The 24,534-nt window shown below is 71.2% G+C and carries 23 protein-coding genes; all 23 read right to left on the bottom strand.

What is annotated here, in order from left to right:
* Nucleotides 1-44: 44 nt before the first annotated feature.
* The 23 genes from BJ964_RS18330 to mraZ all read right to left on the bottom strand — a co-directional run bounded on the left by BJ964_RS18330 (nt 45) and on the right by mraZ (nt 24,335).
* Nucleotides 45-1,649 carry a MinD/ParA family ATP-binding protein gene (locus tag BJ964_RS18330; RefSeq protein WP_188121795.1) on the bottom strand — a complete coding sequence of 535 codons (1,605 nt, stop codon included), beginning with the start codon at nt 1,647-1,649 and terminating at the stop codon, nt 45-47.
* 179 nt (nt 1,650-1,828) lie between these two features.
* Nucleotides 1,829-2,836, bottom strand: coding sequence for a hypothetical protein (locus BJ964_RS18325; protein ID WP_188121794.1), 1,008 nt, complete (start codon nt 2,834-2,836; stop codon nt 1,829-1,831).
* Nucleotides 2,837-2,853: 17 nt separating this feature from the next.
* Complete coding sequence (locus BJ964_RS18320; protein ID WP_188121793.1) at nt 2,854-3,783, bottom strand: RluA family pseudouridine synthase; 930 nt, start codon at nt 3,781-3,783, stop codon at nt 2,854-2,856.
* A 73-nt stretch (nt 3,784-3,856) separates the two neighbouring features.
* Nucleotides 3,857-4,453: a signal peptidase II gene (lspA, locus tag BJ964_RS18315; RefSeq protein ID WP_188121792.1), complete on the bottom strand. Its 597-nt coding sequence runs from the start codon at nt 4,451-4,453 to the stop codon at nt 3,857-3,859.
* The gene (locus tag BJ964_RS18310; RefSeq protein ID WP_183217429.1) at nt 4,426-4,848 is read right to left on the bottom strand and encodes a TraR/DksA family transcriptional regulator; all 423 of its coding nucleotides are present in this window, start codon (nt 4,846-4,848) and stop codon (nt 4,426-4,428) included. The genes lspA and BJ964_RS18310 overlap by 28 nt, the downstream gene beginning before the upstream one ends.
* Before the next feature lie 305 nt (nt 4,849-5,153).
* Nucleotides 5,154-5,456, bottom strand: a complete 303-nt coding sequence (locus BJ964_RS18305; RefSeq protein ID WP_188121791.1) for a DUF167 domain-containing protein — start codon at nt 5,454-5,456, stop codon at nt 5,154-5,156.
* Nucleotides 5,453-6,262 carry a hypothetical protein gene (locus BJ964_RS18300; RefSeq protein WP_188121790.1) on the bottom strand — a complete coding sequence of 270 codons (810 nt, stop codon included), beginning with the start codon at nt 6,260-6,262 and terminating at the stop codon, nt 5,453-5,455. Before BJ964_RS18300 ends, BJ964_RS18305 begins: the two co-directional genes overlap by 4 nt.
* 32 nt (nt 6,263-6,294) lie before the next feature.
* The gene (locus tag BJ964_RS18295; RefSeq protein ID WP_188121789.1) at nt 6,295-7,110 is read right to left on the bottom strand and encodes a DivIVA domain-containing protein; all 816 of its coding nucleotides are present in this window, start codon (nt 7,108-7,110) and stop codon (nt 6,295-6,297) included.
* 43 nt (nt 7,111-7,153) lie between these two features.
* Entirely contained in the window at nt 7,154-7,459 is a 306-nt protein-coding gene (locus BJ964_RS18290; RefSeq protein ID WP_183217422.1) for a YggT family protein, read from the bottom strand.
* A gap of 42 nt (nt 7,460-7,501) precedes the next feature.
* Nucleotides 7,502-8,293, bottom strand: coding sequence for a cell division protein SepF (locus BJ964_RS18285; protein WP_188121788.1), 792 nt, complete (start codon nt 8,291-8,293; stop codon nt 7,502-7,504).
* Nucleotides 8,294-8,586: 293 nt separating this feature from the next.
* A complete protein-coding gene (locus BJ964_RS18280) occupies nt 8,587-9,294 on the bottom strand; it encodes a YggS family pyridoxal phosphate-dependent enzyme (protein WP_188121787.1) in 708 nt (235 codons plus the stop codon).
* A gap of 37 nt (nt 9,295-9,331) precedes the next feature.
* Entirely contained in the window at nt 9,332-10,456 is a 1,125-nt protein-coding gene (gene ftsZ / locus BJ964_RS18275) for a cell division protein FtsZ (RefSeq protein WP_188121786.1), read from the bottom strand.
* Between the two features lie 294 nt (nt 10,457-10,750).
* Nucleotides 10,751-11,515 (bottom strand): cell division protein FtsQ/DivIB, encoded by a 765-nt coding sequence (locus tag BJ964_RS18270; RefSeq protein WP_229807055.1) that lies wholly within the window; start codon nt 11,513-11,515, stop codon nt 10,751-10,753.
* Nucleotides 11,516-11,520: 5 nt separating this feature from the next.
* On the bottom strand, nt 11,521-12,957 hold the full coding sequence (gene murC / locus BJ964_RS18265) for a UDP-N-acetylmuramate--L-alanine ligase (protein WP_188121785.1): 1,437 nt from the start codon (nt 12,955-12,957) through the stop codon (nt 11,521-11,523).
* 25 nt (nt 12,958-12,982) lie between these two features.
* The gene (gene murG, locus BJ964_RS18260; protein ID WP_188121784.1) at nt 12,983-14,086 is read right to left on the bottom strand and encodes an undecaprenyldiphospho-muramoylpentapeptide beta-N-acetylglucosaminyltransferase; all 1,104 of its coding nucleotides are present in this window, start codon (nt 14,084-14,086) and stop codon (nt 12,983-12,985) included.
* Nucleotides 14,086-15,519, bottom strand: a complete 1,434-nt coding sequence (locus BJ964_RS18255) for an FtsW/RodA/SpoVE family cell cycle protein (RefSeq protein WP_188121783.1) — start codon at nt 15,517-15,519, stop codon at nt 14,086-14,088. The genes murG and BJ964_RS18255 overlap by 1 nt, the downstream gene beginning before the upstream one ends.
* Nucleotides 15,520-15,583: 64 nt before the next feature.
* A complete protein-coding gene (mraY, locus tag BJ964_RS18250) occupies nt 15,584-16,702 on the bottom strand; it encodes a phospho-N-acetylmuramoyl-pentapeptide-transferase (RefSeq protein WP_183217409.1) in 1,119 nt (372 codons plus the stop codon).
* Entirely contained in the window at nt 16,699-18,084 is a 1,386-nt protein-coding gene (locus BJ964_RS18245; protein WP_188121782.1) for a UDP-N-acetylmuramoyl-tripeptide--D-alanyl-D-alanine ligase, read from the bottom strand. The genes mraY and BJ964_RS18245 overlap by 4 nt, the downstream gene beginning before the upstream one ends.
* Entirely contained in the window at nt 18,081-19,586 is a 1,506-nt protein-coding gene (locus BJ964_RS18240; protein WP_188121781.1) for a UDP-N-acetylmuramoyl-L-alanyl-D-glutamate--2,6-diaminopimelate ligase, read from the bottom strand. Before BJ964_RS18240 ends, BJ964_RS18245 begins: the two co-directional genes overlap by 4 nt.
* Nucleotides 19,587-19,642: 56 nt before the next feature.
* Nucleotides 19,643-21,925 (bottom strand): peptidoglycan D,D-transpeptidase FtsI family protein, encoded by a 2,283-nt coding sequence (locus BJ964_RS18235; protein ID WP_188121780.1) that lies wholly within the window; start codon nt 21,923-21,925, stop codon nt 19,643-19,645.
* Nucleotides 21,926-21,931: 6 nt separating this feature from the next.
* Complete coding sequence (locus BJ964_RS18230) at nt 21,932-22,582, bottom strand: hypothetical protein (RefSeq protein ID WP_188121779.1); 651 nt, start codon at nt 22,580-22,582, stop codon at nt 21,932-21,934.
* Nucleotides 22,579-23,673 (bottom strand): 16S rRNA (cytosine(1402)-N(4))-methyltransferase RsmH, encoded by a 1,095-nt coding sequence (gene rsmH / locus BJ964_RS18225; RefSeq protein ID WP_188121778.1) that lies wholly within the window; start codon nt 23,671-23,673, stop codon nt 22,579-22,581. Before rsmH ends, BJ964_RS18230 begins: the two co-directional genes overlap by 4 nt.
* A gap of 230 nt (nt 23,674-23,903) precedes the next feature.
* Nucleotides 23,904-24,335 (bottom strand): division/cell wall cluster transcriptional repressor MraZ, encoded by a 432-nt coding sequence (gene mraZ, locus BJ964_RS18220; RefSeq protein ID WP_188121777.1) that lies wholly within the window; start codon nt 24,333-24,335, stop codon nt 23,904-23,906.
* Nucleotides 24,336-24,534: the final 199 nt, after the last annotated feature.

Genomic DNA, 24,534 nt, shown 5'->3' with positions numbered 1-24,534 from the left:
CCCGAACAGTGCCGTGAAGCCTAGCCCCGCCGTACGACAGAAACCTACTCCGCGAAGGGCTCCAGCATCGTCGACGCCGCGCGGAGCCAGGCCTGCCTGGTCTCCTGTTGCAGGTCGCCATACTCGATCGAGGAACCGACCTCCAGGGCCGGGTCGTAGGGCACCACGGCGACCGCACGGGTCCGCGTCGCGAAGTGCTTCTTGAAGTCCTCCAGCAGCGGCAGGTGACCCGCCGACGGGCAGGAGATGAGCGTCACGGCGTTGGACACCATGTCGCCCATCCCGCTCTCCTCGAGCACGTCGAGCATCCAGTCGGCGGTGAATGCGGCGTCCTCCCGGGGCACCGTGGTGATCACCAGCTGGTCGGCCGTGCGCATCACGGTCTGCCAGTTGACGCTCTCCACGTTGTTGCCGGTGTCGACGCAGATCACGTCGTGGGTGCGGCGCAGCAGGTCCATCACCCGCCGCACGGTGCCCTGGTCCAGCCGCTGGGCGAACCGCGGGTTCTCCTCGCCGGCCAGCACGTCGTAGGAGCCGTCCGAGGCGTGCCGCAGGTAGGCGTCGAGCTCCTGGAGCAGCGCGTCGCCGTGCAGGCTCTCGATCCGCATGAGGTCGGCGAGCAGGTGCTTTATGGTCCGGGCGTGCCGGGCGCTGCCGGCCCGCAGGCCGAGGGTGCCGCGCAGCTCGTTGTCGTCCCAGGCGAGCACGCCACGGCCGCGGACGCTGCCGATGGTGGCCGCGGCGAGCACGGTCGCGGTGGTCTTGTGCACCCCGCCCTTCGGGTTGGCGAACGCCAGCACCCGGGGTTTGCCCAGCTTGCGCCGCATGATCGAGACGGCACGGTCCATGCCGTCCTCGGTGCGGCTCTGCCGCCACTCGATCCGGGCCGCGGCGGGCGCCGGCGAGACCGGCGCGGGCTGGGCGGCAGGCTGCCGGACCGGCGCGGGCGGAGCAGCGGGTTGCCGGACCGGCGCGGGCGGAGCAGCGGGCTGCCGGACCGGCGCCGCCTGCGGCGGGGACATCTGCGGGGGTACGGGCGGCGGCGCGACCGGGGCCTGGGGGTACGCGGCGGCCTGCGCCCCGTACGCACCGGCGGGCGGGGCGTAGCCGTTCGCCGGCGGCGGCTGGTAGCCGTTACCGGACGGCGGGTAGCCGTTGTTCTGCTGGGGGTAGCCGGTGGGCGCGCCGTACTCCCGCGCGGGCGGCTGAGCCGGCGGCTGGGCCGGCTGGGCCGGCTGCTGCTGCGGGGTGCGCGGCGCCGGCTCGAAGAAGCTGTGCTGCTGCTCCGGCTCGCGGCCACGCTGCCAGCGCGGGTCGAGCGGGTTGACCGGCCGCTGCGGAACGGCGCGCTCGGCCGGTGGTTCCGGGGCACGGCGCTCGAAACCGCCGGGCTGCGGCTGCCCCTGCTGCCGGCCGTCGAACGCGGCCTGGCGCGGGTCCAGCGGGTTGAACGGCCGGCGTTCGACCGCGGCCGAGCCACGGCTCGGCTGCTGCTGCTGGTTCCACTGCTGCTGCTGGGGTGTCTCCGGCTGCTGCGGAGTCTCCTCCGACTCCTCGCTGCGGCCACCATGCCGAGCCCGGTCGAGCAGCGCCCGCCAGCGCGGGGCTGGTTCCGCAGGCCGGCCCCAGCCGGTCTCGGTCCCGTCCACGGCTCGTCCTCTCTGCGCCTACCCGATCATTCACGGCGATGGTCTCGCCCCTGACAGGCTACGGAGGAGAACCCTATTCGGGCCACCGGCCGAGCGCCCATCCCCCGGTCGTTCTTGATCACATGACGGAACCCCGGTCGTGCACGTGCATCCACCCGAACGTTTCGCGGACGGAAAACCTAACGGCCGGAATCGCCGGTGGATGCTCCCGATGACGCATCCGGACCGCCATGAGCAGGACTCGCGTCCGACGCCGAGGGTACGGCAACAGGATCCCCGGAAGGCAGTACGGCCGCGGACGGCGTACGGCCTGAACTTTCCGGTGAGGCGGATGTCACATGGACCCCGATCGACGACGGTAACGGTCCGATGGCGTCCGGGGCAACGCCGGGATTCCCGGATGGCACGGCCGACGACGACGGATCCGCCGGCGCCGTCTCCAGGTCCTCGGGCCGCGGCGGCCGGAATTCGGTACGGTCCAGCCCGCGCACCTCGGGAGCCGGGTCCACCACCCGCACCCCCGGCCGGTCCGCGATCCCGTCGAGCGCGGCCGGGGTGCCGCGTACCACCGCCGCGAAGACGCACTCACATCCGGCCCGGTAGGCGGCGGCCTCCTCGGCGGCGAGCCGGGCGGCGCTCTCGTAGGCCGCCCGCAACCGCATCTCGTTGCGCCCGTCGCCGGTCAGCGCCCGGCTGAGCCGCTGATAGTCGGCGCGCTCGCGTTCCCGGGAGACGGCCGCCGAGATCATCCCGGCGGTCACGTCGTCGGGCAGCCGGTAGACCGGGATCCGGTTCACCGCGGTCCGCGAGCCGGTCAGCGGCACCCGCGTGTACACCTGCGCCACCTGTGCCCCGGACAGCAGATCGGGCAGCCAGCCGGGCGCCGCGTAGCGCTGGAAGGCCACCAGCGCCCAGGTGTCCCCGGCGGACGGGGCGGACGGGTCGGTGAGCCGCGCCAGCTCGTCGCGGGACGCCGCCAGGTAACCGCCCACCGACTGGCCCTCGACCACCCCCACGTGGAGGACCTCGCCGGGATCGGTGCCGGCCGGCGGCTCCCGGTCGGCCCAGAACACCGCGAGCACCAGCGCGACGGTAGCCGCCAGCGCCACTCCGGTCATGATCTGCAACCGGAGCGAGGCGCCCCCGAACCCGAGGAGGACTGCCCGCATGCGGTGCGCGCGGCCCACGGCGATGCTCCCGACGGTCAGCCGGCGTCCTGGAGGACGTCCAGCGCGTGTTTCAGGTCAGCAGGGTAGTCGCTGACGAAGCGGACCTCATCGTGCGTTCGGGGGTGTGCGAACGCCAGCTCCCGTGCATGCAGCCACTGCCGGTCCAGTTTGAGGCGGGTCGCCAGGGTCGGATCGGCGCCGTACGTCAGATCGCCCACACAGGGGTGCCGCATCGCCGAGAAGTGCACCCGGATCTGGTGCGTCCGCCCGGTCTCCAGGCGTACGTCCACCAGGCTGGCCGAACGGAACGCCTCGACCGTGTCGTAGTGGGTGACGCTCGGCTTGCCACCGGACATGACGGCGAACTTGTAGTCGGCCGTCGGGTGCCGGTCGATCGGGGCGTCGATGGTGCCCCGCAGCGGGTCCAGGTGCCCCTGGACCACCGCGTGGTACCGCTTCTCCACCTCGCGCTCCTTGAAGGCGCGCTTCAGGACGCTGTACGCCATCTCGCTCTTGGCCACCACCATGAGGCCGGTGGTGCCCACGTCGAGCCGGTGCACGATGCCCTGCCGCTCGGCGGCCCCGCTGGTCGCGACGTTCTGTCCCATCGCGGCCAGGCCGCTGACCACGGTCGGGCCGGTCCAGCCGGGGCTCGGGTGGGCGGCCACGCCGACCGGCTTGTCCACCACCACGATGTCGTCGTCGCTGTAGATGATGCCGAGGCCGTGCACCGGCTCGGCGACCATCGCGGGCGCGGCCACCGGCGACGGCAGGGTCACCTCCAGCCAGGAGCCGGCGACCACCTTCTCCGACTTGAGCCGGGGAATGCCGTCGACCAGCGCGTCACCGGCCTCCACGAGGGTGGCCGCGGCCGTGCGGGAGAGCCCGAAGAGCCGGGAGACGGCCTGGTCCAGCCGCATCCCGTGGAGCCCGTCCGGGACCGGAAGAGATCGCTGCCCACTCATACCGACACCTCCGCTGCGCTCCGGCGTCGGCATGAGTTCAGAACTGAGCCTGATGATTCGCTCGCAAGCTCGCTCATGCGTTCTCCTCCGTCTGGGTGCCGGTCACCGGCTTCACCTTGGTGATCCGGCTGCCGTCACGCTGGCGGCCGGTCAGCTCCAGCAGCACGGCGAGGCAGACCCCGACGGTGAGACAGGCGTCGGCGACGTTGAAGACCGCGAACCTCTCCCCGTACGGCGCGAAGACGCTGATCATGTCGACCACGTGGCCCTGGAACGGGCCGGGCGCACGGAAGAGGCGGTCGGTCAGGTTGCCCAGCGCGCCGCCCAGCACCAGACCGAGCGCCACCGCCCACGGCACCGAGCGCAGCTTCGTGGCGAGCCACACGATCACCCCGACGACGACCAGGGTGATCAGCGGGAAGATCCACGTGTAACCGCTGCCGAAACTGAACGCCGCTCCGCTGTTGCGCAGCAGCGACAGGTAGATCAGGCCACCGAGGAGGCGAACCGGCTCGCGGGGATCCAGGTTCTCGGTGGAGAGGTGCTTGACCCACTGGTCGACCGCCACGGCGACCGCCGTGGTGACGGCCAGGACGGCGACCGCGCGGGGTGCGAACCCCGGCGCGGCCTGTTCGTCGGCGTTCAGCGTCGTTCCTCCAACTGCTTGCACGAGACACAGAGGGTGGCGGAGGGGAACGCAGCCAGCCGCTCGACCGGGATCTGGGTGCCGCACCGCTCACACCAACCGTAATTGCCCGACCCGAGCCGATCGATCGCACGTTCGACCTGTGTGATCCGCTCGAGCAGGTTGTTGGCCAGCGTGATCTCCTGCTCCCGCTCGAACGTCTTGGTGCCGGTGTCGGCCTGGTCGTCCCCGGCCGAGTCGGCGAGCCGCTCGCGCTGCAACTCGGTGATCTCACTGAGCGCCTGATCGTACTCGGCCTGCAGCTCGTCACGCCGCGCGACCAGCGCCGTCCGGATCTCCTCGGTCTCGGCGGCACTGCGGTTGCGCTCAGCGGCGGACGTACCGGTCGAACCGGGCCGGATGTCGGTTGCCTTGGCCATCGTCGCTCCCTCGGCCGCGCGCGTGGCGCGGCGGTCAGCGGTCTGCGGAACTCCGGCGGCGCCGGCTCGCCGGGCCGTCTGTCCCCTTGTCTGGTCCCCGTGCCACCGCGACGGCCGCGGTAGATCTTGCCCCACCTGCACAAACGGCGCGGCTGAAAGGGCGGCCGCGCACTCGGTGAGGTTGGCAAGGATACGGAACGTGAAGTATCCCGACAACCCGGCGCGAACCGCGGAAACGACAAACGGCCACGAAGCGCGCACAGAGGCGTCGGATAACCGACGATACACCCACCGTGACGGGAAGATCACCTGTTGTCGTCGCGCAGGTCGGCGAGCCGAACCTCCCACTCCTCCGGCGGCGCCGTCACGGTGAAGACCTTGTCCCGGCTGGTCGCCCCGAGCCGCAGGGACACCTCGGCGGCGCGGACGCCCAGTGCGGTGGCCAACGCCCGGCGCACCGCCTCGGTGGCCTTGCCGTCCACCGCGGGCGCACCCACCGCGATGATCAGGGCCGGACCGTGCGGGCCCTCATAGCAGCCGCCCACCCGGGTCCGGCCGGCGCCGGGACGCACCCGCACCGGCACCGAGACGCCCGCCGGGCCCCTCAACGCTGGTGGGCCACGGTGGCCACCAGCCGGTCCACCGGACGGCAGAGACCGCACGGGCTGAACCCGAGCTCGACCGCCTCGTTCACCGGCAGCGACTCGGTCAGCCGGCCGACCAGGTGCGGGCAGTCCGCCATGTGGTAGCGGGGCCGGCCGTCCACCACCAGCACCTCGGTGTCGAACCGCGCGACCAGCACCGCGTCGGCCGGCCGCACCGACTGGGGCAGCGGCTCGTCGTCGGGGTCGTCGGCGTCCGGCTCGTCGAACTCGTCCGGTTGCTCCACAGCGGCCCCCGCGGGGGCCGGGCGCCACGCCTGCTCGTCGGAATCCCCGGCGGGCGGTGGCACGTCCCGGAAATCCGGGGTGGAATCCGCCGCGGAGTCAGAATCGGCATAGTCTGCGCGGGTGGGCCCGGCGGGCTCCCTGACATCACCCGGATGAGTGGCCGGGTCCCGCTCTTCGGCCACCCCGGCCTCGTCCACATCGGCCGGATCGGGCTCGTCATAGCTGCGGGATTCGCCTGCGGCGCCCACCGGCTCGGGGGCAGAATCGCTAGCGTCGGTTGCGGTGGGAGCCGCCGGCACCGCTTCGTCGAACTCGGGATCTCGGCGAGCGGGGCGTGGCGGCACCTCGAAAGCGCCCACGGCCGCTCGCCGCGTGGCGGCCTGCCGGGTCCCGATGACGAGAGCGACCGCGGCCAGCAGGCTGACCACGATCGAGGCTATGAGAAGGCTGCTCGAGCCGTTGACCAGCCCTAACGCGAGAAACAGAACCGCGACGGGGATGAGCAGGAGACTAGCAACGATCATGGCTCATCCTCGTCGCGGTGCGGGGGGCCGTGTCAGCGACCCGATTCGATGGAGTTGGTCCGGCTGCCGCCGTACGATCCGGCGAGACCGGCCGCGGCGAGACCGCCCGAACCGCCCACGGCCCGGTTGGAGTCGGCGCGGGTCAGCTCGGCCTCGAGGCCCTGGCCGCGGCCGTCCAGGTCGCGGAGCTGGCTCTCCAGGTAGGCCTTGAGACGGGTGCGGTACTCCCGCTCGAACTGCTTCAGCTCCTCGATGTGCTTCTGGAGCGCGGTCCGCTTCGCGTCCAGGCCGCCCATGGCCTCCTGGTGGCGCTGGCGAGCGTCACGCTCGAGGGCGTCGGCCTTGGCCCGGGCCTCGCGGGTGACCTCCTCCGCCTTGGAGCGGGCGTCGGAGAGAAGCTTGTCGGCCTCGCGCCGGGCGTCGGCCACGTGGTCGTCGGCGGTGCGCTGGGCCATCATCAGCACGCGCAGTGCCTGCTGCTCGCCGTCCGCGCCGGTGGCGCCGGCACCGGCGCCGGGGCCCTGCGCACGGACCTGCTCCAGCTCGGCCTGCATCTGCCGGGCGGCCTGCTCGGCCGCGGTCTTGTCACGCTGGACACGGTCCAGCTGCGCCTTCAGCTCGTTGAGCTCGGCCGCCAGGCGGGGGTCCGCCGCGGGACCGGCGGGAGCGCCGCCCCGGCCACCACGCTCGACCTGGGCACGAAGCTCTGCGTTCTCCTCGATCAGACGGGCGAGCTCGCGCTCCACCTCGTCCAGGAAGGCGTCGACCTCCTCCTCGTCATACCCCCGCTTGCCGATCGGGGGCTTCTTGAAGGCGACGTTATGAACGTCGGCCGGGGTCAGCGGCATCGAAACTCCTCGGGTCAGTCGCGGCCGCGGTTGGGGCTGCTGTCTAGCTGTACTGCACGATCAGTCTTGCCAATACGAAGTCCATGAGCACGAACAGGATAACCAGCAGCACGATGGAAGCCAGGTCCAAACTCACGTTACCAATGCGCAGCGGTGGGATCACACGCCTCAACGCGTTGAGAGGCGGATCCGTGACGCTCCACACGGCTTCGAGTGCGGCCGAGGCGCCCCGGCTGGGTTGCCAGCGCCGTCCGTACTGGAGCACCGCACTCAGCACAAACCTGGCCAACAGCACCATGAAGAAGAGATACAGCAATATGTAGAGAATCTGGAACACGATCGACAGCACGTCAGGCGGATCCCTCGTTCGGGTCAATCAATTCCGGGTCGATCAGCTCGAGGTGAAGAAGCCACCCTCAGCGATCTTCGCCTTGTCCTCCGCGGTGACCTGCACATTCGCCGGAGAGAGCAGGAACACCCGGTTGGTCACGCGCTCGATCGTACCCCTCAGGCCGAAGGCCAGCCCGGCGGCGAAGTCGACCAGCCGGCGAGCGTCCGACTCATCCATCTCGGTCAGATTGATGATGACCGGGACGCCGTCGCGGAAGTGCTCGCCGATGGTCCGCGCCTCCCGGTACGTGGTCGGGTGCAGCGTGGTGATCTGGTACCGCTGCTCCTCCTCGACCTGGCGCTGGCGGACCGGCTCCGGATGCGCGGGCTGCGGCTTGAGGGCCAGATTGTCCCGCGTGGAGTAGGTCAGGGCGCCGGACGGCTCGGGCGCGACCGACGGCCGGGTGATGGAGCGGACGCTCGCCCGATCGAGGCGCTCGCTCTCCTCCCGGTCCAGGTCGGCGCGCGACGAACGGTCCAGGTCGCCGCGGGACGGGCGGTCCAGGTCGGCGCGGGACGAACGGTCCAGGTCGCTGCGGGACGGGCGGTCGAGGTCGGCGCGCGACGAACGACGGTCGGCACGGGCCCGCGGAACGGCGCGCTCCTCCTCGTCCTCGTCCTCGGCGAACTCGTCGGAGTAACGGTCGCTGGAGTAACGGTCGGGGCGCTCGCGCTCACGCTCGCGCGAACGGTAGGAGCTCTCCCGGTAGTTACGGTCGTCGTAACCGCGGTCGTCGTCCTCCTCGACGAGGCCGAGCCACACGCCGGCCTTGCGAAACGCGCCCCCGCTCATGACTGACCCCCCTCTCGGGAGTCAAGAGCCCAGGCCGGTGGCGGCATAAACTCCCTCCGGTCGTTCATGCCGCCGCTCCCTGCCGAAGACCCATGGCCCCCACCTCCGTCCGCTGTTGCGGCCCGCGCCCCCTGGCGTGCCGCGTCCCCCCTCACGAGCCGGAAACCAGGTCCGATTCGGACCCACGACCCGTTGCGACGCCGCGTCGTCGGACGCACCGGCCGCGGTGTGGATCATGACCCGCGACAGGTCGCGCAAAACAACACCTGTGTAGTTTGCTGCCCGCGGCAAGGCTACCGCAGCGAGTTTCGCATCCCGAGTAAAGATGTACCGATCCGTACGTGTGTCGCCCCGTGCCGGACAGCGGCCTCCAGATCCCCGCTCATCCCCGCCGAGACGGTCGTCGCGCCGGGGTGTTCGGAGGCCATCCGGCCTGCGATGACGGCCAGCCGGGCGAAGGCCGCGCCGGGGTCCTCGCCGAGCGGCGCGACGGCCATCACACCGCCGAGCCGCAGGCCCTCCGCCGAGGCCACCGCGTCGGATACCCGCCAGAGATCGTCTTCGGTCACGCCCCCGCGCGCCGGGTCGGCGTCCAGGCTCACCTGGACGAGCACCTCCAGCGGGATCTCCCGTCCCACGGCGGCCTTCGCCATCGCGTCGGCGAGGCGGAGCGAATCGACCGACTCGACCACGTCCGCGTACCGGATCACCGATCTGACCTTGTTGCGCTGCAACTGGCCGACGAAGTGCCAGCGCGGGTGCACGCCCGCGGCGTTCACCTCGGCCGCCTTCGCGGCCGCCTCCTGGTCCCGGTTCTCCGCCATGTCGGTGACGCCCAGCCCGGCGAGCAACAGGACGTCGCTCGCCGGGTAGGTCTTGGTCACCGCGGTCAGCGTGACCGCCCCGGGCGGCCTTCCGGCCGCCACGCAGGCACGCGCGATGCGCTCCCGCACCTGTTCGAGAGAGGCGGCGAGCTCAGCGCGCCGTCCGGGGTCGGTCAAGGTTCAACCTTCTTGGAGGTACGGGAGAGGGCGTGCTTCAGGAGCCGTTCTTCAGGAAGTCCGGCACGTCCACGTCGTCGAACAGCACCCGGCTGCGCGGCGGCGGGGTGCTCGCCGGCGGCGAGGTGACCGGCGGCGGGACCGGCGGCAGCGAGGCGCCGCCGGGGGCCGGGGCCGGCACCTTGCGCACCGGCTCGGCCGGCTTGTAGGAGGGTGAGCCCGCGTCGAAACCGGCCGCGATCACGGTGACCCGCACCTCATCGCCGAGAGCGTCGTCGATGACCGCACCGAAGATGATGTTCGCGTCCGGGTGGGCCGCGTCGGTGACCAGCTGGGCCGCGTCGTTGATCTCGAAGAGTCCCAGGTCGGAGCCACCGGCGATGGAGAGCAGCACGCCGCGGGCGCCGTCCATGCTCTGCTCCAGCAGCGGGCTGGAGATCGCCTTCTCGGCCGCCTCGACCGCGCGGTTGTCACCGCGCGCGCTGCCGATGCCCATGAGCGCGCTGCCGGCGTTGCTCATCACGCTCTTGACGTCGGCGAAGTCCAGGTTGATCAGACCGGGCGTGGTGATCAGGTCGGTGATGCCCTGCACACCGGAGAGCAGCACCTGGTCGGCCTGACGGAACGCGTCCATCATGCTGATCCCGCGGTCGCCCAGGGCGAGCAGCCGGTCGTTCGGGATCACGATCAGGGTGTCGCACTGGTTGCGCAGCTCGTCGATGCCGGCCTCGGCCTGCACCTGGCGGCGCTTGCCCTCGAAGTTGAACGGGCGGGTCACCACGCCGATGGTGAGAGCGCCCAGCTTGCGGGCGATGTTGGCGACCACGGGCGCGCCACCTGTTCCGGTGCCGCCGCCCTCGCCACAGGTGACGAAGACCATGTCGGCGCCCTTGAGCACCTCTTCGATCTCGTCCCGGTGGTCCTCGGCGGCGTTCTTGCCGACCTCGGGCTGGGCGCCGGCGCCCAGGCCACGGGTCAGTTCCCGGCCGACATCGAGCTTGACGTCGGCGTCGCTCATCAACAGGGCCTGTGCGTCCGTGTTGATGGCGATGAACTCCACGCCCTTGAGCCCAACCTCGATCATGCGGTTCACAGCGTTCACGCCGCCGCCGCCGATGCCGACGACCTTGATGACCGCAAGGTAGTTGTGTGGAGGTGTCATCGGGCTCAGCCATCCCTTCCAGGGTTGGCGGACGTCGACGGCCCCTGCGGTCCCGGGAACCGCACTTCGACATCCGCTGCCGTACAAGGGAGGGCGAGGAAACCCTCACCCTCTACTAGAGGTTCAAAGTTATGTCAACCATTCGAACCTCTCGGGGCAACGTATGCGGACATGGGGCCTCAGCCAAAGACCCGGAGCGGCGTGTCGCGTCCGCTTACGTGGTGAGTATCCGACTGAGCCGTAACCTTGAACCATTTATTGCGTTCGTGATGCTTTGTCCGTTTATCAGCATGACTAGCGAATGGTCACCACCGACGGGGCGCTCACGTCGATCTCGTCGCCCTTCTCCCGCAGCAGCGCGGTGGCCACGATGCTCTTCTGCTTGCTCGCGGTGTCGTCACCCCAGATGACCACCCGGCCCTTGCGCAGCTCCAGGCGGATCTGCACCGGCGAGGCCACCGAGATCGCCACCAGCTGCTCACGCAGCTCGTCGCTGAGCGCGGCCAGCACGGTCAGCGCCGAGCCGGTGTTCTCGTCGTTGCGGCCGGGTGTCGCCACCCGGGCCAGCGGCAGGTCCTTCGGCGTGGCGACCGCACGGAACGGCACACCCTCGTCGTCGATCAGCAGGAACTGCTCGCCGGCCGGCACCGCGGCCACCGGGGCGCGCTCCACCAGCTGGATCTCCACTGTCGACGGCCAGCTGCGGGTGACCAGCACCCGGTCCACCGGGGGCAGACCGCGCACCGCAGCGGCCACCGCGTCCAGGTCGACCCGGGCCAGCGGGCGGTCCGGCTCGACCGCCGCGGCGGCCCGCACCTGGTCGGCGGTGAGCACCTGGGCGCCCACCACCCGGACCTCCCGCACCCCGAACAGCGAGGTGCCGTAGACCACCCAGGCCAGGCCACCGGCCAGCAGCACGACACCGGCCGCGGTCAGCCAGGGCAAGGCGGCACGCAGGCGCCGCTCCCGGGCCCGGGCCATGAACCGCCGCGCCGACGGCGGCACGGCGTCGGTGTCCGCCCGGACCAGCCGCCAGTTGCGCGTGCCCCCGCCCGCCACCGGACCTACCGGGCCAGGTCCGGCTGCTGGTCCGCCTCGGCGAGCGCGGCCAGCAGCTCGTCGCCCATCAGTGAGATCGGTGGCGCGCCCATGGTCACCACCACGTCGCCCGGACGGCTGCGCCGGACCACCTCGGCCGGCACGTCCTGCCAGTCCGGCACGAAGACCTTGTGCTCGTCGGGCAGGTCGATCGCCGCGGTCAGCGCCCGGCCGCCCTCGCCCGGGCCGCGGGTCTCGCCCGGACCGAACACCTCCATGCAGATCACCTCGTCGGCCACCTGGAGCCCGTCGGCCAGCTCGGCCTCCAGGTCCCGGGTCCGGTACACCCGGTACGGCTGGAACACCACGAGCAGCCGGCCGTCCCCGGCCACCTCCCGCAGCGTCCGCAGCGCGGCCTTCACCGAGGTCGGGTGGTACGCGTACTCGTCGTACACCCGCACGCCCGCCGCGATGCCCTTGCGCTCGAAGCGCCGCCGGACCCCCGGGAACGACTCCAGCGCCTCGGACACCTTCTCCAGCGGCAGTCCCAGCTTCAGGGCGGTGAGCACGGTGGCCGCGCTGTTCAGGCCCATGTGGGTGCCGGGCAGCGCCAGCTTGAACTCGCCGAGCGGCTCGCCGTCCAGCTCGGCCCGGTAGCGGACCCCGCTCGCCGACGAGACGACGTCGAAGATCCGCAGGTCCGAGCCCGCCGACTCGCCGTACGTGTAGACGGTCTTCCCGGCCGCCCGCAGCCCGGCGATCAGCTCCTCGGTGCCCGGCCCGTCGGCGCAGGTCACCACGAACCCGTCGGCCAGCGAGCCGAACTCGAGGAACCCGGCCTTCAGCGTCTCCAGGTCACCCCAGTTGTTGAGGTGGTCGCCCTCGATGTTGGTGATGATCGCGACATGCGGCCGGTAGATGAGGAACGAGCGGTCGTGCTCGTCCGCCTCGGCCACGAAGTGCGGCCCGGTGCCGTGATGGCCGTTCGACCCGGCGGCCGACATCTCGCCGCCGATCACGAACGACGGGTCGTGCCCGGCATGCTGGAGGATCACCGTCATGATCGACGTCGTGGTGGTCTTGCCGTGGGTGCCGGCCACCGCGATGGTCTGCCGGTTGGTCATCGCCGCGGCCAGCGCCTCGGAGCGGTGCAGCACGCGCAGCCCACGGCGGCGCGCCTCGACCATCTCCACGTGGTCCTGCGGGATCGCGGTCGAGTAGACCACGGTGTCCACGCCGTCGAGGTTGGACGCCTCGTGTGCCATGTGCACCGTGCCGCCGAGCGCCCGCAGGGCGGCCAGGGCCGGCCACTCCCGCAGCTCGCTGCCGGAGACCGGTACGCCCCGGGTCAACAGGAGCCGGGCCAGGCCGGCCATGCCGACCCCGCCGATCCCGATCAGGTGCACGCTGCCCAGGTCCTCGGCGGTCATCTCACCGGCCGGCGTCAGCTCCGCCGTGTTCACAGTTCCACTCCCTCAATCCGCAGCATCAGCTCACCGCTTCAAGAACGAAGCGCAGGAGCTGCTCGTCACCGTCACGCCGGCCGTAACCCGCCGCCGCCGTGCCCATCTGGGCCAGCCGCTGCCGGTCCCGCGCCAGCGGGACGATGTTGCGCTCGATCCAGTCCGGCGTCAGCTCGCTGTTGTCCACCAGCAGGCCACCGCCCGCCTCCACCACCGGCAGCGCGTTGCGGCGCTGCTCCTGGTTGCTGAACGGGTACGGCACGTAGATCGCCGGCAGGCCGAGCGCGGTCGTCTCGGCCACCGTGATCGCACCTCCCCGGCAGAGCATCAGGTCGGCGGCAGCGTAGCCGAGCTGCATGTCCGACAGGTAGGGCACGACGACATAGGGCACCGGCAGGTCGTTCGGCACCTCGAACGGGTCGTTGCGCCCGCCCTGCACGTGCAGCACCTGGATGCCGGCGTGGGCCAAGCGCTTGGCCGCGGCGGCCACGGCCAGGTTGATCGTACGAGCGCCGGAGGAGCCGCCGGAGACGAAGAGCACCGGCAGGTCCGGCCGCAGTCCGAAGTGGTACAGGGCCTGGGGGCGCAGCGCCGGCCGGTCCATGTGGGTGATCCCGGTGCGCAGCGGCACGCCGACCAGCCGGGCGTTGCGCAGCGCCTCGGCCTGCTCCAGCTGGTGCGGGAACCCGACGGCGACGCGCTTGGTGAACTTCATGCCCATCCGGTTGGCCACACCCGGCGGAACGTTCACCTCGTGGATCACGATGGGCAGCTCCCGGCGCCAGGCGGCCAGGTAGGCGGGCACCGACACGTACCCCCCGAAGCCGACTACCACCTCGGCCTGCACCTCGTCGATGATCTCGCCGGCCGCGTGGGCGGACCGGTACATCCGGTCCGGGGTGCGCAGCAGGTCGAGGTTGAGCGACCGGGGCAGCTGGAACGCCGGGATGGACCGCAGATCGTAGCCGGCGGCCGGGATCAGCTGGTTCTCCATGCCCTTGGGGCTGCCCAGCGTGGTGATCCGAATCTGGGGGAAGTGGCGCCGCAGAGCATCGGCGAAGGCGAGCAGCGGATAGATGTGCCCACCGGTGCCTCCTCCGGCGAGAACGACCGACCGCAGCGGACCCATCACCGTCTCCTTCCGCCCCCCGTGGTTTCGGGTGCCCTGCCGGCCTTCTTCTGGGCAGGCGGGCGCTGCTGTCCCGGCCGCCGCGGCGGGGGGAGCGGCGGCAGCGGGGCCCAGACTAGCCGCACCCATCGCGGCGTCGGACGGGCGTTCAGGGCACGGGACGCGTCCGGTTCCGCACGGGCGAACGACGCCAGCATCCCGATCGCCGCCATGGTGACGATCAGGGCACTGCCACCTGCGGAGATGAACGGTAGCGGAAGACCGGTGATGGGCAGCAGCTTCACCACGCCGCCCATGTTGATCACGGCCTGGGCGACCAGCCAGGTGGTGATCGCGGTGGCCGCGAGGCGGCGGAACGGGTCGTTCACCCGGCGGGCGATCCGGAAGCCGGTGTACGCCAGCACCGACAGCAGGACCAGCACCACGCCGCAGCCGACGACACCCAGCTCCTCGGCGACGATCGCGAAGATGAAGTCGTTGCCGGCCTCCGGCACGTAGCCCCACTTGAGCGCGCTCTTGCCCAGGCCGACCCCGAACCAGCCGCCCTCGAAGATCGCCGACCGGCCCTGGATGAGCTGGTAGCACCAGCGCCCGGCCTCGGTGGTGGTGTCGCAGTTCTCCAACGGCTCCATGAAGGCGGTCAGCCGGCGCCACCGGTAGTTCTCCGCGTCCGCCGCGCCCGACCCGGCGCCGCGGGAGGCGGCCGCGATCAGCAGGCCGACACCGGCCAGGCCCAGCACACCCAGCGCGCCGAAGACCCGCATCCGGACCCCGGCCGCCCAGAGCAGGCCGACGATCAGCGCCAGCAGCACCAGCATGGTGCCCAGGTCGTTGTAGCCGACCAGGACGAAGAGCAGGCCGATGATCGGGAACAGCGGCATGGCCAGCTCCCGCCAGTGACCGAGCAGCGGTCCCTTGCGGGCGATCACGTCGGCACCCCAGAGCACCATGCCGAGCTTGGCCAGCTCGCCCGGCTGCATGCTGAACGAGCCGAGGATGAGCCAGTTCAGGTCGGCCACGAGCGGGCCGAGCGTCGGGTTGCCGTCGCCGTTCCGGCTCAGCACCCCCAGCGAGGCCAGCGCGGTCATCCCGGCGAGGAGGGTGAGCAGGAGGATGGAGAGGGCCAGCAGGCCCCGGCCGAGCACCCGCAGCGTGACCGCGGGAAGTCGCTGGCAGATCCAGAAGGCGACCAGGCCGAGCAGCGCGTACACCGCCTGGCTGCTGATCTCCGTGAAGGCGTTGCCCTTTTCGGCGTACGCCTTCACGGAGGTCGCCGAGAAGACCATGGTGAGGCCGATCAGCAGCAGCAGGGTGCAGCTGCTGATCAGCAGGTAGTACGACGACAGGGGTCTGGCCAGCAGCCCGTGCACCGCGGGCAGCAGCTGCCGGCTCAGCGACGGGCGGGCCGCTTTCTGGGTACGGTCGTCCGCCATACCCCCATCTTCGTCCGATGTCCACATTCCGCCGCGTCACGTCGATGGCGTGTCGCGGGGAGATCTATCCCATGACCGCCAGGTGGTCGCTGTAGAACAGGCCCAGACCGATGGCGGCGCAGATGCCCGCGATGATCCAGAACCGGACCACGATGTTGACCTCGCTCCAGCCGGCCAGCTCGAAGTGGTGCTGCAACGGCGACATCCGGAAGACCCGCTTGCCGGTGGTCTTGAACGAGATGATCTGGATGACCACGGACATCGTGATGATCACGAACAGGCCACCGATGATGACCGACAGCAGGGTGGTCCGGGTGGCCACCGCGAGGCCGCCGATCAGGCCGCCCAGCGCCAGCGCGCCGGTGTCGCCCATGAAGATCCGGGCCGGGTTGGTGTTCCACCAGAGGAAGCCGACACAGGCCGCCGCGGCCGCCGCGGCGATCATCGCGATCTCGAGTGGGTCCCGGACCTGATAACAGTGCTGCGCGGTGAGCGAGCCCGCCTGACCGACGTAGTCGTTGTCACCGCACCAGTGCCGGTACTGCCAGAACCCGATCAGCGAGTACGCGCCGAGCACCAGGATCGAGGCGCCGGTGGCCAGGCCGTCCAGGCCGTCGGTGAGGTTCACGCCGTTCGACATCGCCATGATGACGAAGACGAACACCATGACCGAGCCGACCTTGCCGACGTCCAGCCAGCTCACGTCCCGGATGAAGGAGATCTGCTCGCTGGCCACGGTCTGCCCGTTGGTGCTCGGGAAGTACAGGGCCGCGATGCCGAACCCGGTGCCGATCAGCAGCTGGCCGAGCAGCTTGCCCTTGGCGCTGAGACCGTCCGAGTTGCGCTTGCGGACCTTGAGGAAGTCGTCCATGAAGCCGACCGCGCCACAGAAGACGAAGACGCCGAGCAGGACCAGCGCGGTCATGGTCGGCTTCTCCTGGGCGATCTGCCGCTCCGGGAGCGTGGTCAGTGCCACGTGCCCGGCGACGTACGCCAGGACGGTGGCGAGGATGAACGCCACGCCGCCCATCGTCGGGGTGCCCCGCTTACCCAGGTGGGTCTGCGGGCCGATGGTGCGGATCGGCTGACCGGCCTTGAGCGCCGAGAAGACCCGGATCGCGATCGGGGTGCCGAAGAGCGAGATGAGAAAGGCGACCGCGGCCGCAACGATGACTGCCCTCACGTGGGCTGAACCTCCTCGGGGCGCCGCAGCCAGTCGGCGACGTCCCATGTGCGGTACCGGGAACCCTTGACCAGCACGACGTCGTCGGCGTGCAGGTCCTGTTGCAGAATCTCGATCGCGGCGGCCTGGTCGGCGGCGAAGTGCCCCGTGCCCCGCCACCCGGCCACGCCGGCCGCACCGTCCAGGATCGGACGGGCCTCGCCGGCTACCGCGATCAACCGGTCCACGCCCAGTTCGGCGGCGAGCCGCCCGACCTCGGCGTGCCCGGACACCTCGAACTCGCCGAGCTCGGCCATGTAGCCGAGCACGGCGGTGGTGCGCTTTCCGGAACCCATCGATGCCAGCGCCCGCAGCGCGGCCGCGGTCGACGAGGGGTTGGCGTTGTAGGAGTCGTCGATGACGACGATCCCGTCCGGCCGGGTGAAGACGTCCATCCGGCGGCCGGAGACGATGCCGACCTCGCCGAGCGCCGCCACCAGGTCGGTGAACTCCATGCCGGCGGCCAGCGCCACGGCGCCCGCGGCGAGCGTGTTGGCCACCTGATGCTCCCCGGCCACGGAAAGCCGGACATCTCCCGATTTCTCGTGGGAAATGAGCGTGTAGGAGGCGCGGCCCGTGGCATCGATCGAAACGCCGGAGGCCGTCAGAGAACCGGTGGAACCGACCAGGACAACCGAAGCCGGGGTACGCGACGCCATCGCCGCCACCAGCGGATCGTCCGCGTTCAGGATCGCGGTGCCGGACGCCGGCAGCGCCTCGACCAGCTCACCCTTGGCCCGGGCGGTGCCCTCCACGGAACCGAACTCGCCGATGTGCGCGGCGCCCACGTTCAGCACCACACCGATCGACGGCTGGGCAATCTCGGTCAGATAGCGGATGTGCCCGATGCCCCGGGCGCCCATCTCCAGCACCAGGAACCGGGTCTCCTCGGTCGCCTGCAACACCGTGTACGGAAAACCGAGCTCGTTGTTGAGCGACCCGGCCGGCGCCACCGTCGGCCCGAGCCGGGACAGCAGCTGGCCGATGTAGTCCTTGGTGGTGGTCTTGCCGGACGACCCGGTCAGGCCCACCACGGTCAGCTTGTCCAGCCGGGCGACCACCACCCGGGCCAGGGCGGCCAGGGCGGCCAGCGGGTCCTCGACCACGACGCCGGGCACGCCGGCGTCCCGGGAGCCCAGGACCGCGGCGGCGCCCCGTTCGATCGCGACGCCCGCGAAGTCGTGGCCGTCCACCTTCTCGCCCGCGAACGCCACGAACAGGCCACCCGGGCCGATCTTGCGGGAGTCGTACTCGACCGGGCCGGTAACGATCACCGACGGGTCGCCGCCGGCCACCCGGCCACCGGTGATCTCGGCGATCTCGCCGAGCGAGAGCGGGATCATGCGTGTGCCTCCAGCGCCTGGGCGAGCTCGATCCGGTCGTCGAACGGCAGCACCTGACCGTTCACCTCCTGGCCCTGTTCGTTGCCCTTGCCGAGCACCGCGATCACGTCACCGGCGACGGCCTGCCGGACCGCCTCCTCGATCGCGGCGCGGCGTCCGGCCACCTCGATGACCTTGGCGTGCGTCGACGCCTCTTCCGCGCCCGCGCGCACCGCGTGGCGTACGGATGCCGGGTCTTCGGTCCTGGGGTTGTCATCGGTGACGATCACCAGGTCGGCGCCCTGCGCCGCGGCCGCGCCCATCAACGGCCTCTTGCCCCTGTCCCGGTCACCGCCGGCGCCGATCACGCAGACCAGCCGCCCACCGCGCGCCGTGGCCAGCTCGCGCAGCGCGGCCAGCGCCGCCACGATGGCGTTCGGCTTGTGCGCGTAGTCGACCACGCCGAGGACCTCACCGGGCGCCTCGACCTGCTCCAGCCGGCCGGGCACGCCCCGGCAGGCGGCGATGCCCTCGCCCGCGACCGCCGGGTCGACGCCGACGGCGACCAGCAGGGCCAGCGCGAGCAGCGCGTTCGCCACGTTGTGCAGGCCGGGCAGCGCCACCCCGGTCGCGACGGTCAGGCCGTCCGGGCCGTGCGCCGTGAACCGCTGACCGAATTCGGACGGCCGCACGTCGGAGGCCCACCAGGTGGCCGCCGTGTCCCCGGCCGCCGAGTAGGTGATCGTCCCCTCGCGGAACAGGCCCATCACGGCCGGGTCGTCGTGGTTGAGCACCGCCACCGCGGACCGGCCGTCGAAGAGCCGCGCCTTGGCCGCGAAGTACTCCTCCGAGGTCGGGTGGAAGTCCAGGTGGTCCTGGCCGAAGTTGGTGTACCCGGCGGCGGCGAACCGGATCCCGTCGGCCCGGCCCATCACCAGCGCGTGGCTGGAGACCTCCATGACCACGGCCTGGACGCCGCGCTCCAGGGAGGCGGCGAGGACCGCCTGGAGGTCGGTGGCCTCCGGGGTGGTGCGGACGCTCTTGACCACCAGGTCGCCGAGGCGGGTCTCCACCGTGCCGACCAGGCCGGTCACCAGGCCGGCGGCCCGCAGGCCCGACTCGACCAGGTACGACGTGGAGGTCTTCCCGGCCGTGCCGGTCACGCCGATCATGGTGAGCCCGCGGGACGGCTCCCCGTAGATCGCCGCCGACGCGGCGCCGAGCACCGCCCGCGGGTCGGCGGCGACGAGTGCGGGAAGCCCCGCGGCGAGCGCGGCGGGCAACCCGGCCGGGTCGGTCAGGACGGCGACCGCGCCGGACCGGGCGGCGTCCGCGACGAACTCCGCGCCGTGCCGGTTGGCGCCGGGCAGGGCCGCGTAGAGGTCGCCCGGACGAACCGCGCCGCTACTGTGGGTGACACCAGTGACCGGGACGTCACCGCCGGTCAGTTCTGCCGGTATCAGCTCCGCCAGCCGCGTCAACAGGCACGGCGTGACGGTCTCGGGACGTGGAATGCCGGACACGGCGTCAGACCCTACCCCGTACCCGGGGACTTGCTGTCAACGCCATGCGACCCGCTTCACTCCTTGATCTTGAACTTCGGCGCCTTGCTACCGGACGGTGGCACATGGTTATGAAGAAGGGTGTAGTTCATCATCTCGCTGAACGCCGGGGCCGCCACGTCACCGCCGCTACCCTCCCGCACGTCCATCGATACGCCGATCACGTACCGCGGGTTGTCGGCCGGCGCCATGCCGATGAACGAGCTGGCGTTGTGACTGGTGTACTGGCCGTCGATGAGCATCTTGCCGGTGCCGGTCTTGCCCGCCACCCGGTAGCCCTGGACCGCGGCAGCGCCACCGGTGCCGCCGTCGACGTCGACCACGGCCTCCATGATCAGGCGCAGCTGGCGGGCCACATCGGTGTCCAGCACCCGGTGCGTCTCCGGCGCGGCGGCCGGGGTCACCTCGCCGTCCTCACCGGAGATGGTCGCCTTGATCAGGTGCGGCTGGATGTAGACACCGTCGTTCGCGATGGCCGCGAACCCGGCCGCCATCTGGATCAGGGTCGCCGAGACGCTGTGGCCGATCGGGACGGAGCCGTACGAGGAGCCGCTCCAGTCCTCCGGCTTGAGCAGTTCACCCTCGGCCTCGCCGGGCATCCCCTCGCCGGTGGCCTTCCCCAGCCCGAACTTCTGCTGGTACTCGTAGACCTTCTCCTTGCCGAGCCGGTCGGCGATCAGGATGGTGCCGACGTTCGACGAATAGGCCATCAGGCCCGGCAGGGTCATCCGGGTGCCGGTGTCCTGCGGGTGGGTGTCCTCGAACTTGGTGTCGCCCTTCTTGATCGCCGGACCGATCTCGATGAGCTCGTCCGGCTTGATCAGGCCCTCCTGGAGGGCCGCGCCGAAGATGAACGCCTTGTGGCTCGACCCCGGGTCGGTCACGATGCTGCTGGCCGCGTCGATCCGCTCGTCGGCGTCGTACTTCTCGGCGTCCGCGGCGTTGTAGGGCGGGTAACTGGCCTGGGCGAGCACCTCGCCGGTCTTGATGTCCAGCACCACTGCGCTGCCCACCGTCGCGTTCTGCTTGCGGCCGGCCGTGTTGAGCACCCGCTGCACCTGGTACTGGAGGTCCTGGTCGATGGTGAGCTGGAGCGAGCTGCCCGGCTGGGCCGGGGTCTCCTGCTGGAATCCGCTCGGGATCGGCAGGTTCAGCTTCTTGCCGGTGCCGACCTCGAAGACCCGCTTGCCGTCGGTGCCGTGCAGCAGGTCGTCGTAGCGCGCCTCCATCCCCTCGAGACCGTGGTGGTCGTCGCCGGTGAAGCCGATCAGGTTCGCCGCGAGGTCCCGGCCGGGCACGTCACGCCGCTCGTCGGAGTGCGTGTAGATGCCGGGCAGGCCCAGCTCCTCGATCTCGTCGGCCACCGCGACCGGCACGCCACGGGCGAGGTAGCGGAACTTCAGCCACTTGCCGAGCACCTGCTTGCGCCGCATGTCCTCGAGCAGCTCGGACTGCCGGATGCCGAGCAGCGGGGCCAGCTTGGCCGCGGTGCCGGCCACGTCCTTGCGCAGGTCCTCGTTCTCCGGGTCGACGTAGACGTAGCGCGCCTCCACGCTGTGCGCGAGCACGTGGCGGTCCCGGTCCAGGATGCTGCCGCGCGGCGCCGGCAGCGCCACCGTGCTGAGCCGGTTCTCCCGCAGTTTGAGCAGGCTCTCCGCCTCCTCCGGGGAGGTCGCCACCTGGAGCACCACGAGACGGACCCCGATGGTGACGAACAACGACAGCGCGAGCACGGTGCCGAGCCGCAGCCGGCGGGTGCTGCTGGCGAGCTTCGGCGGCTCCGCCGGGACCGGCTTCGGCCGGTTGGGCACGGTCCGTCGTGGTCCGGCTCCGCCTTTTCCGGTACGGGCATTCCTGGTACGGGTGGACGACTCGCGTTCCCGCCGCTCCGGTTGGCGTTCCCGCGGTTTGTCCGCGGCCCGGGGCTTGTCCGCCTTGCTCTCCCGGGGCTTGCCCGCCTTGCTCTCCCGGGGCTTGTCGGCCTTGCTCTCCCGAGGACTGGGCGGCTGCTCGGCCGGGCGGCCGCGCCCACGGGTCCGCTGGCCGCTCTCGCCCCCGTCGAGCACCTGGAGCGCCGGCCGGAACGGGTCGGCGTTGCGGCCCCCGGTACGTGGCAGGCGCCCCCGCTCGGCCACGGTCCGGCCGCGCGGGGTGTACGCCCGCGCCTCCCCGATGCTGGAGAAGCCGCGCCGGCCCTCCCGGGGGTCGTCGGGCTGCTCGTCGCCCGGCAGGTCACGTGACGAACCGCGCCGGGGCTGCTTGCCCCGGCGCGGTTCCTCGTCCTCGTTTCTCGGCGTCATGCCGGCCTACTCCCCGGCACCCGCGGACGGCGTGCCCGCCCGGTTCAGGTCGTCCGAGGCGGTCACCGACCGGTCGCCCTTGCCCGGCACCGGCGTCCGGACGATGGTGCCCTCCGGCAGCCAGATCACCGCGGGCGCCTCGGCCGGCACCAGACCGAGCCGGCGGGCCGCCGCGGCCAGGTTGCCCGGACCGGACTTCTCGACCAGCTGCCGGTCCAGTTCCTGCTGCCGCTTGTCGAGCGCCACCTTCTCCTTGCGGAGCGCGTCGAGCCGGAAGGACCGCTCCACGGTCTTGGTGTTGATCAGCAGGATGCCGACCACGCCGACGAGGACCACGGCGATCATGGCCGCCGCGAACGTGGCCCGCGGCGCGCGGATCGGCAGTGGCGGCGCGACCCACAGCCGGGCGCGGCCGGTGATCGGCGGCGCGTCGCCGGTCACCTCGATGTTCAGCGCGGTGGCCCCGTCGACCGACGCGGCCGGCTTGTCCGCGCTCCGGCCCCGGATCCCTGACCGGCGCGTGTCGGAACTCCCGGACGACCGGCGTGCCCCCCGCACACCGTTACGCCCGGTCTCGGCATCGCGGCTCACCCCGGCGTTGTCGCGCGGCTGCGCCGATCGGCCCCCCGGCCGCGGCGCTTCGGATCGCTCGCTCATGCTCGTCCCTCCCCCTCTTCCTCGTTCGCCCCCGGGCGTAACCGCCCTCGTCCCCCGCGAGTTGTAGACATCCGGGGCCGTTCGCGGACCGCCCCGGCTGCCTGGTTGTGCTTCTGGCTCTGCTCCTGCTCGTCGATCCGTTCCACGGCGCGCAGCTTCACCGAGGCCGCCCTCGGGTTCTCCGCCACCTCCGCCTCGCTGGGCGGCTCGGACCCACGGGTCAGCAGCCGCAGACTGGGACCGGTCCCGGGCAGTTCGACCGGAAGGTCGACCGGCCCGGTGCTGCGCGACCTCGCGGTGAGAGCGCGCTTGACGATCCTGTCCTCCAACGATTGATAACTCATCACCACAAGACGCCCCTTGGGCGCCAACACGTCCAAAGCAGCAGGAACCGCTCGCTCGAGCACTTCCAGCTCGCCGTTCACCTCAATGCGTAGTGCCTGAAAAGTCCTTTTTGCCGGATTTCCACCCGTTCGCCGCGCGGCGGCCGGGATGGAGTCCTTCACCAGCTCGGCCAGACGGGCGGTCGACGTGATCCGGCCCTTCGCCCGCTCCCGCACGATCGACGAGACGATCCGCGGCGCGAACTTCTCCTCGCCGTACTGCCGCAGGATGCGCACCAGCTCACCCGGCGTGTACTCGTTGACGATCTCCTCGGCGGTCGCCCCGCGGGACTGGTCCATCCGCATGTCCAGTGGGGCGTCCTGCGCGTACGCGAACCCGCGGTCCGCCTCGTCCAGCTGCAACGAGGACACCCCGAGATCGAACAGTCCGCTGTGGATCGCCGGGATCTCCAGCTCCGCGAGAACCCGGGGCAGCTCGTCGTAGACGGCGTGCACCAGGCGTGCACGGTCGCCGAACCGGATGAGGCGGTGCCGTGCGTGCGCCAGCGCCTCGGTGTCCCGGTCGAGCCCGACCAGGACCACGTCCGGAAACCGCTCCAGAACCGCTTCGGCGTGCCCGCCCAGACCCAGCGTGAAATCGACGTGGACGGCGCCCGGCAACTCCAGAGCGGGAGCGAGCAGTTCGATGCAGCGCTCGAGCAGCACCGGCACGTGTGTGCCCCGCGGCTCCCCCATGTCGCCCCCCAAGTTGCCTTACCCGTCCGCGTCTCACCCGGTTGTTCAGTTACTGCCGTTCCGGCCCGGCCCACCTTCCGTACCGCCAGATCCCCATCCGCTCTGTCCCACGCCGGCGAACCGGCTCCGGACGCACGCCTGGCGCCGGGGAAGAGGCGCCAGGAGCGGGAGCGGCTGGAGATCTCGCAGTACGGCGGCAGTGGCGATCCGGGCCGTCGCGGCGGCCCACCGAGTGCCACGCCCTACAGTCCGCCGGGCAGCACCCCCTCCTCGATGCCGGCGAACTCTTCCTCGTTCGCCGAGAGGTAGTCATCCCAGGACTGCTTGTCCCAGATCTCGACCCGGGTGCTCGCGCCGATCACCACCAGATCGCGACCAAGACTGGCATACTCCCGCAAATGGGCAGGAATCGTGACTCTGCCTTGCTTGTCGGGCACCTCGTCATGCGCACTGGCGAAGAACACCCGGCTGTACGCACGGGCCGCCTTGTTCGTCACCGGCGCCGCACGGAGCTGACCGGCGATGCTCTGGAACTCCGGCATCGGGAACACGTAAAGACAGCGTTCCTGCCCCTTCGTGATCACGACACCTCCCGCCAGCTCATCACGGAACTTCGCCGGGAGGATCAGCCGGCCCTTCTCGTCGAGGCGCGGAGTGTGCGTGCCGAGGAACATCGGCCCCCACCCCTTTGCCGTGGCGCCCGCTCCTTCACGGAGGGAGTGGACCGCCTGTCAACTCGGGCCGGCAGGTCCGGCTGCGCTCCTCCGCCCCTGCCACTGCGCCCCACTCTACTCCACTTCCCTCCACCTGCAACCCGAAAGCGATCGCTCGCGAGCCGTTTTCGCGGACGAAAGCCCTGTTCACAGGCGGTGG

The sequence above is a fragment of the Actinoplanes lobatus genome, assembly GCF_014205215.1.
Classification (GTDB): Bacteria; Actinomycetota; Actinomycetes; order Mycobacteriales; family Micromonosporaceae; genus Actinoplanes; species Actinoplanes lobatus.
Note: the sequence above shows the minus strand (reverse complement) of the source record. Positions and strands in the feature narration are given on the sequence as shown.

Bases quoted from the DNA above. Each gene is read 5' to 3' on its own strand.
- BJ964_RS18285 (WP_188121788.1), bottom strand. From the start codon at position 8,293: ATGAGCGGGGGCGCGTTTCGCAAGGCCGGCGTGTGGCTCGGCCTCGTC.
- BJ964_RS18230 (WP_188121779.1), bottom strand. From the start codon at position 22,582: ATGAGCGAGCGATCCGAAGCGCCGCGGCCGGGGGGCCGATCGGCGCAG.
- BJ964_RS18245 (WP_188121782.1), bottom strand. From the start codon at position 18,084: ATGATCCCGCTCTCGCTCGGCGAGATCGCCGAGATCACCGGTGGCCGG.
- BJ964_RS18295 (WP_188121789.1), bottom strand. From the start codon at position 7,110: ATGCCGCTGACCCCGGCCGACGTTCATAACGTCGCCTTCAAGAAGCCC.
- murG (WP_188121784.1), bottom strand. From the start codon at position 14,086: ATGGGTCCGCTGCGGTCGGTCGTTCTCGCCGGAGGAGGCACCGGTGGG.
- BJ964_RS18310 (WP_183217429.1), bottom strand. From the start codon at position 4,848: ATGGCCAAGGCAACCGACATCCGGCCCGGTTCGACCGGTACGTCCGCC.
- BJ964_RS18235 (WP_188121780.1), bottom strand. From the start codon at position 21,925: ATGACGCCGAGAAACGAGGACGAGGAACCGCGCCGGGGCAAGCAGCCC.
- BJ964_RS18300 (WP_188121790.1), bottom strand. From the start codon at position 6,262: ATGATCGTTGCTAGTCTCCTGCTCATCCCCGTCGCGGTTCTGTTTCTC.
- BJ964_RS18255 (WP_188121783.1), bottom strand. From the start codon at position 15,519: ATGGCGGACGACCGTACCCAGAAAGCGGCCCGCCCGTCGCTGAGCCGG.
- BJ964_RS18320 (WP_188121793.1), bottom strand. From the start codon at position 3,783: ATGAGTGGGCAGCGATCTCTTCCGGTCCCGGACGGGCTCCACGGGATG.
- mraZ (WP_188121777.1), bottom strand. From the start codon at position 24,335: ATGTTCCTCGGCACGCACACTCCGCGCCTCGACGAGAAGGGCCGGCTG.
- ftsZ (WP_188121786.1), bottom strand. From the start codon at position 10,456: ATGACACCTCCACACAACTACCTTGCGGTCATCAAGGTCGTCGGCATC.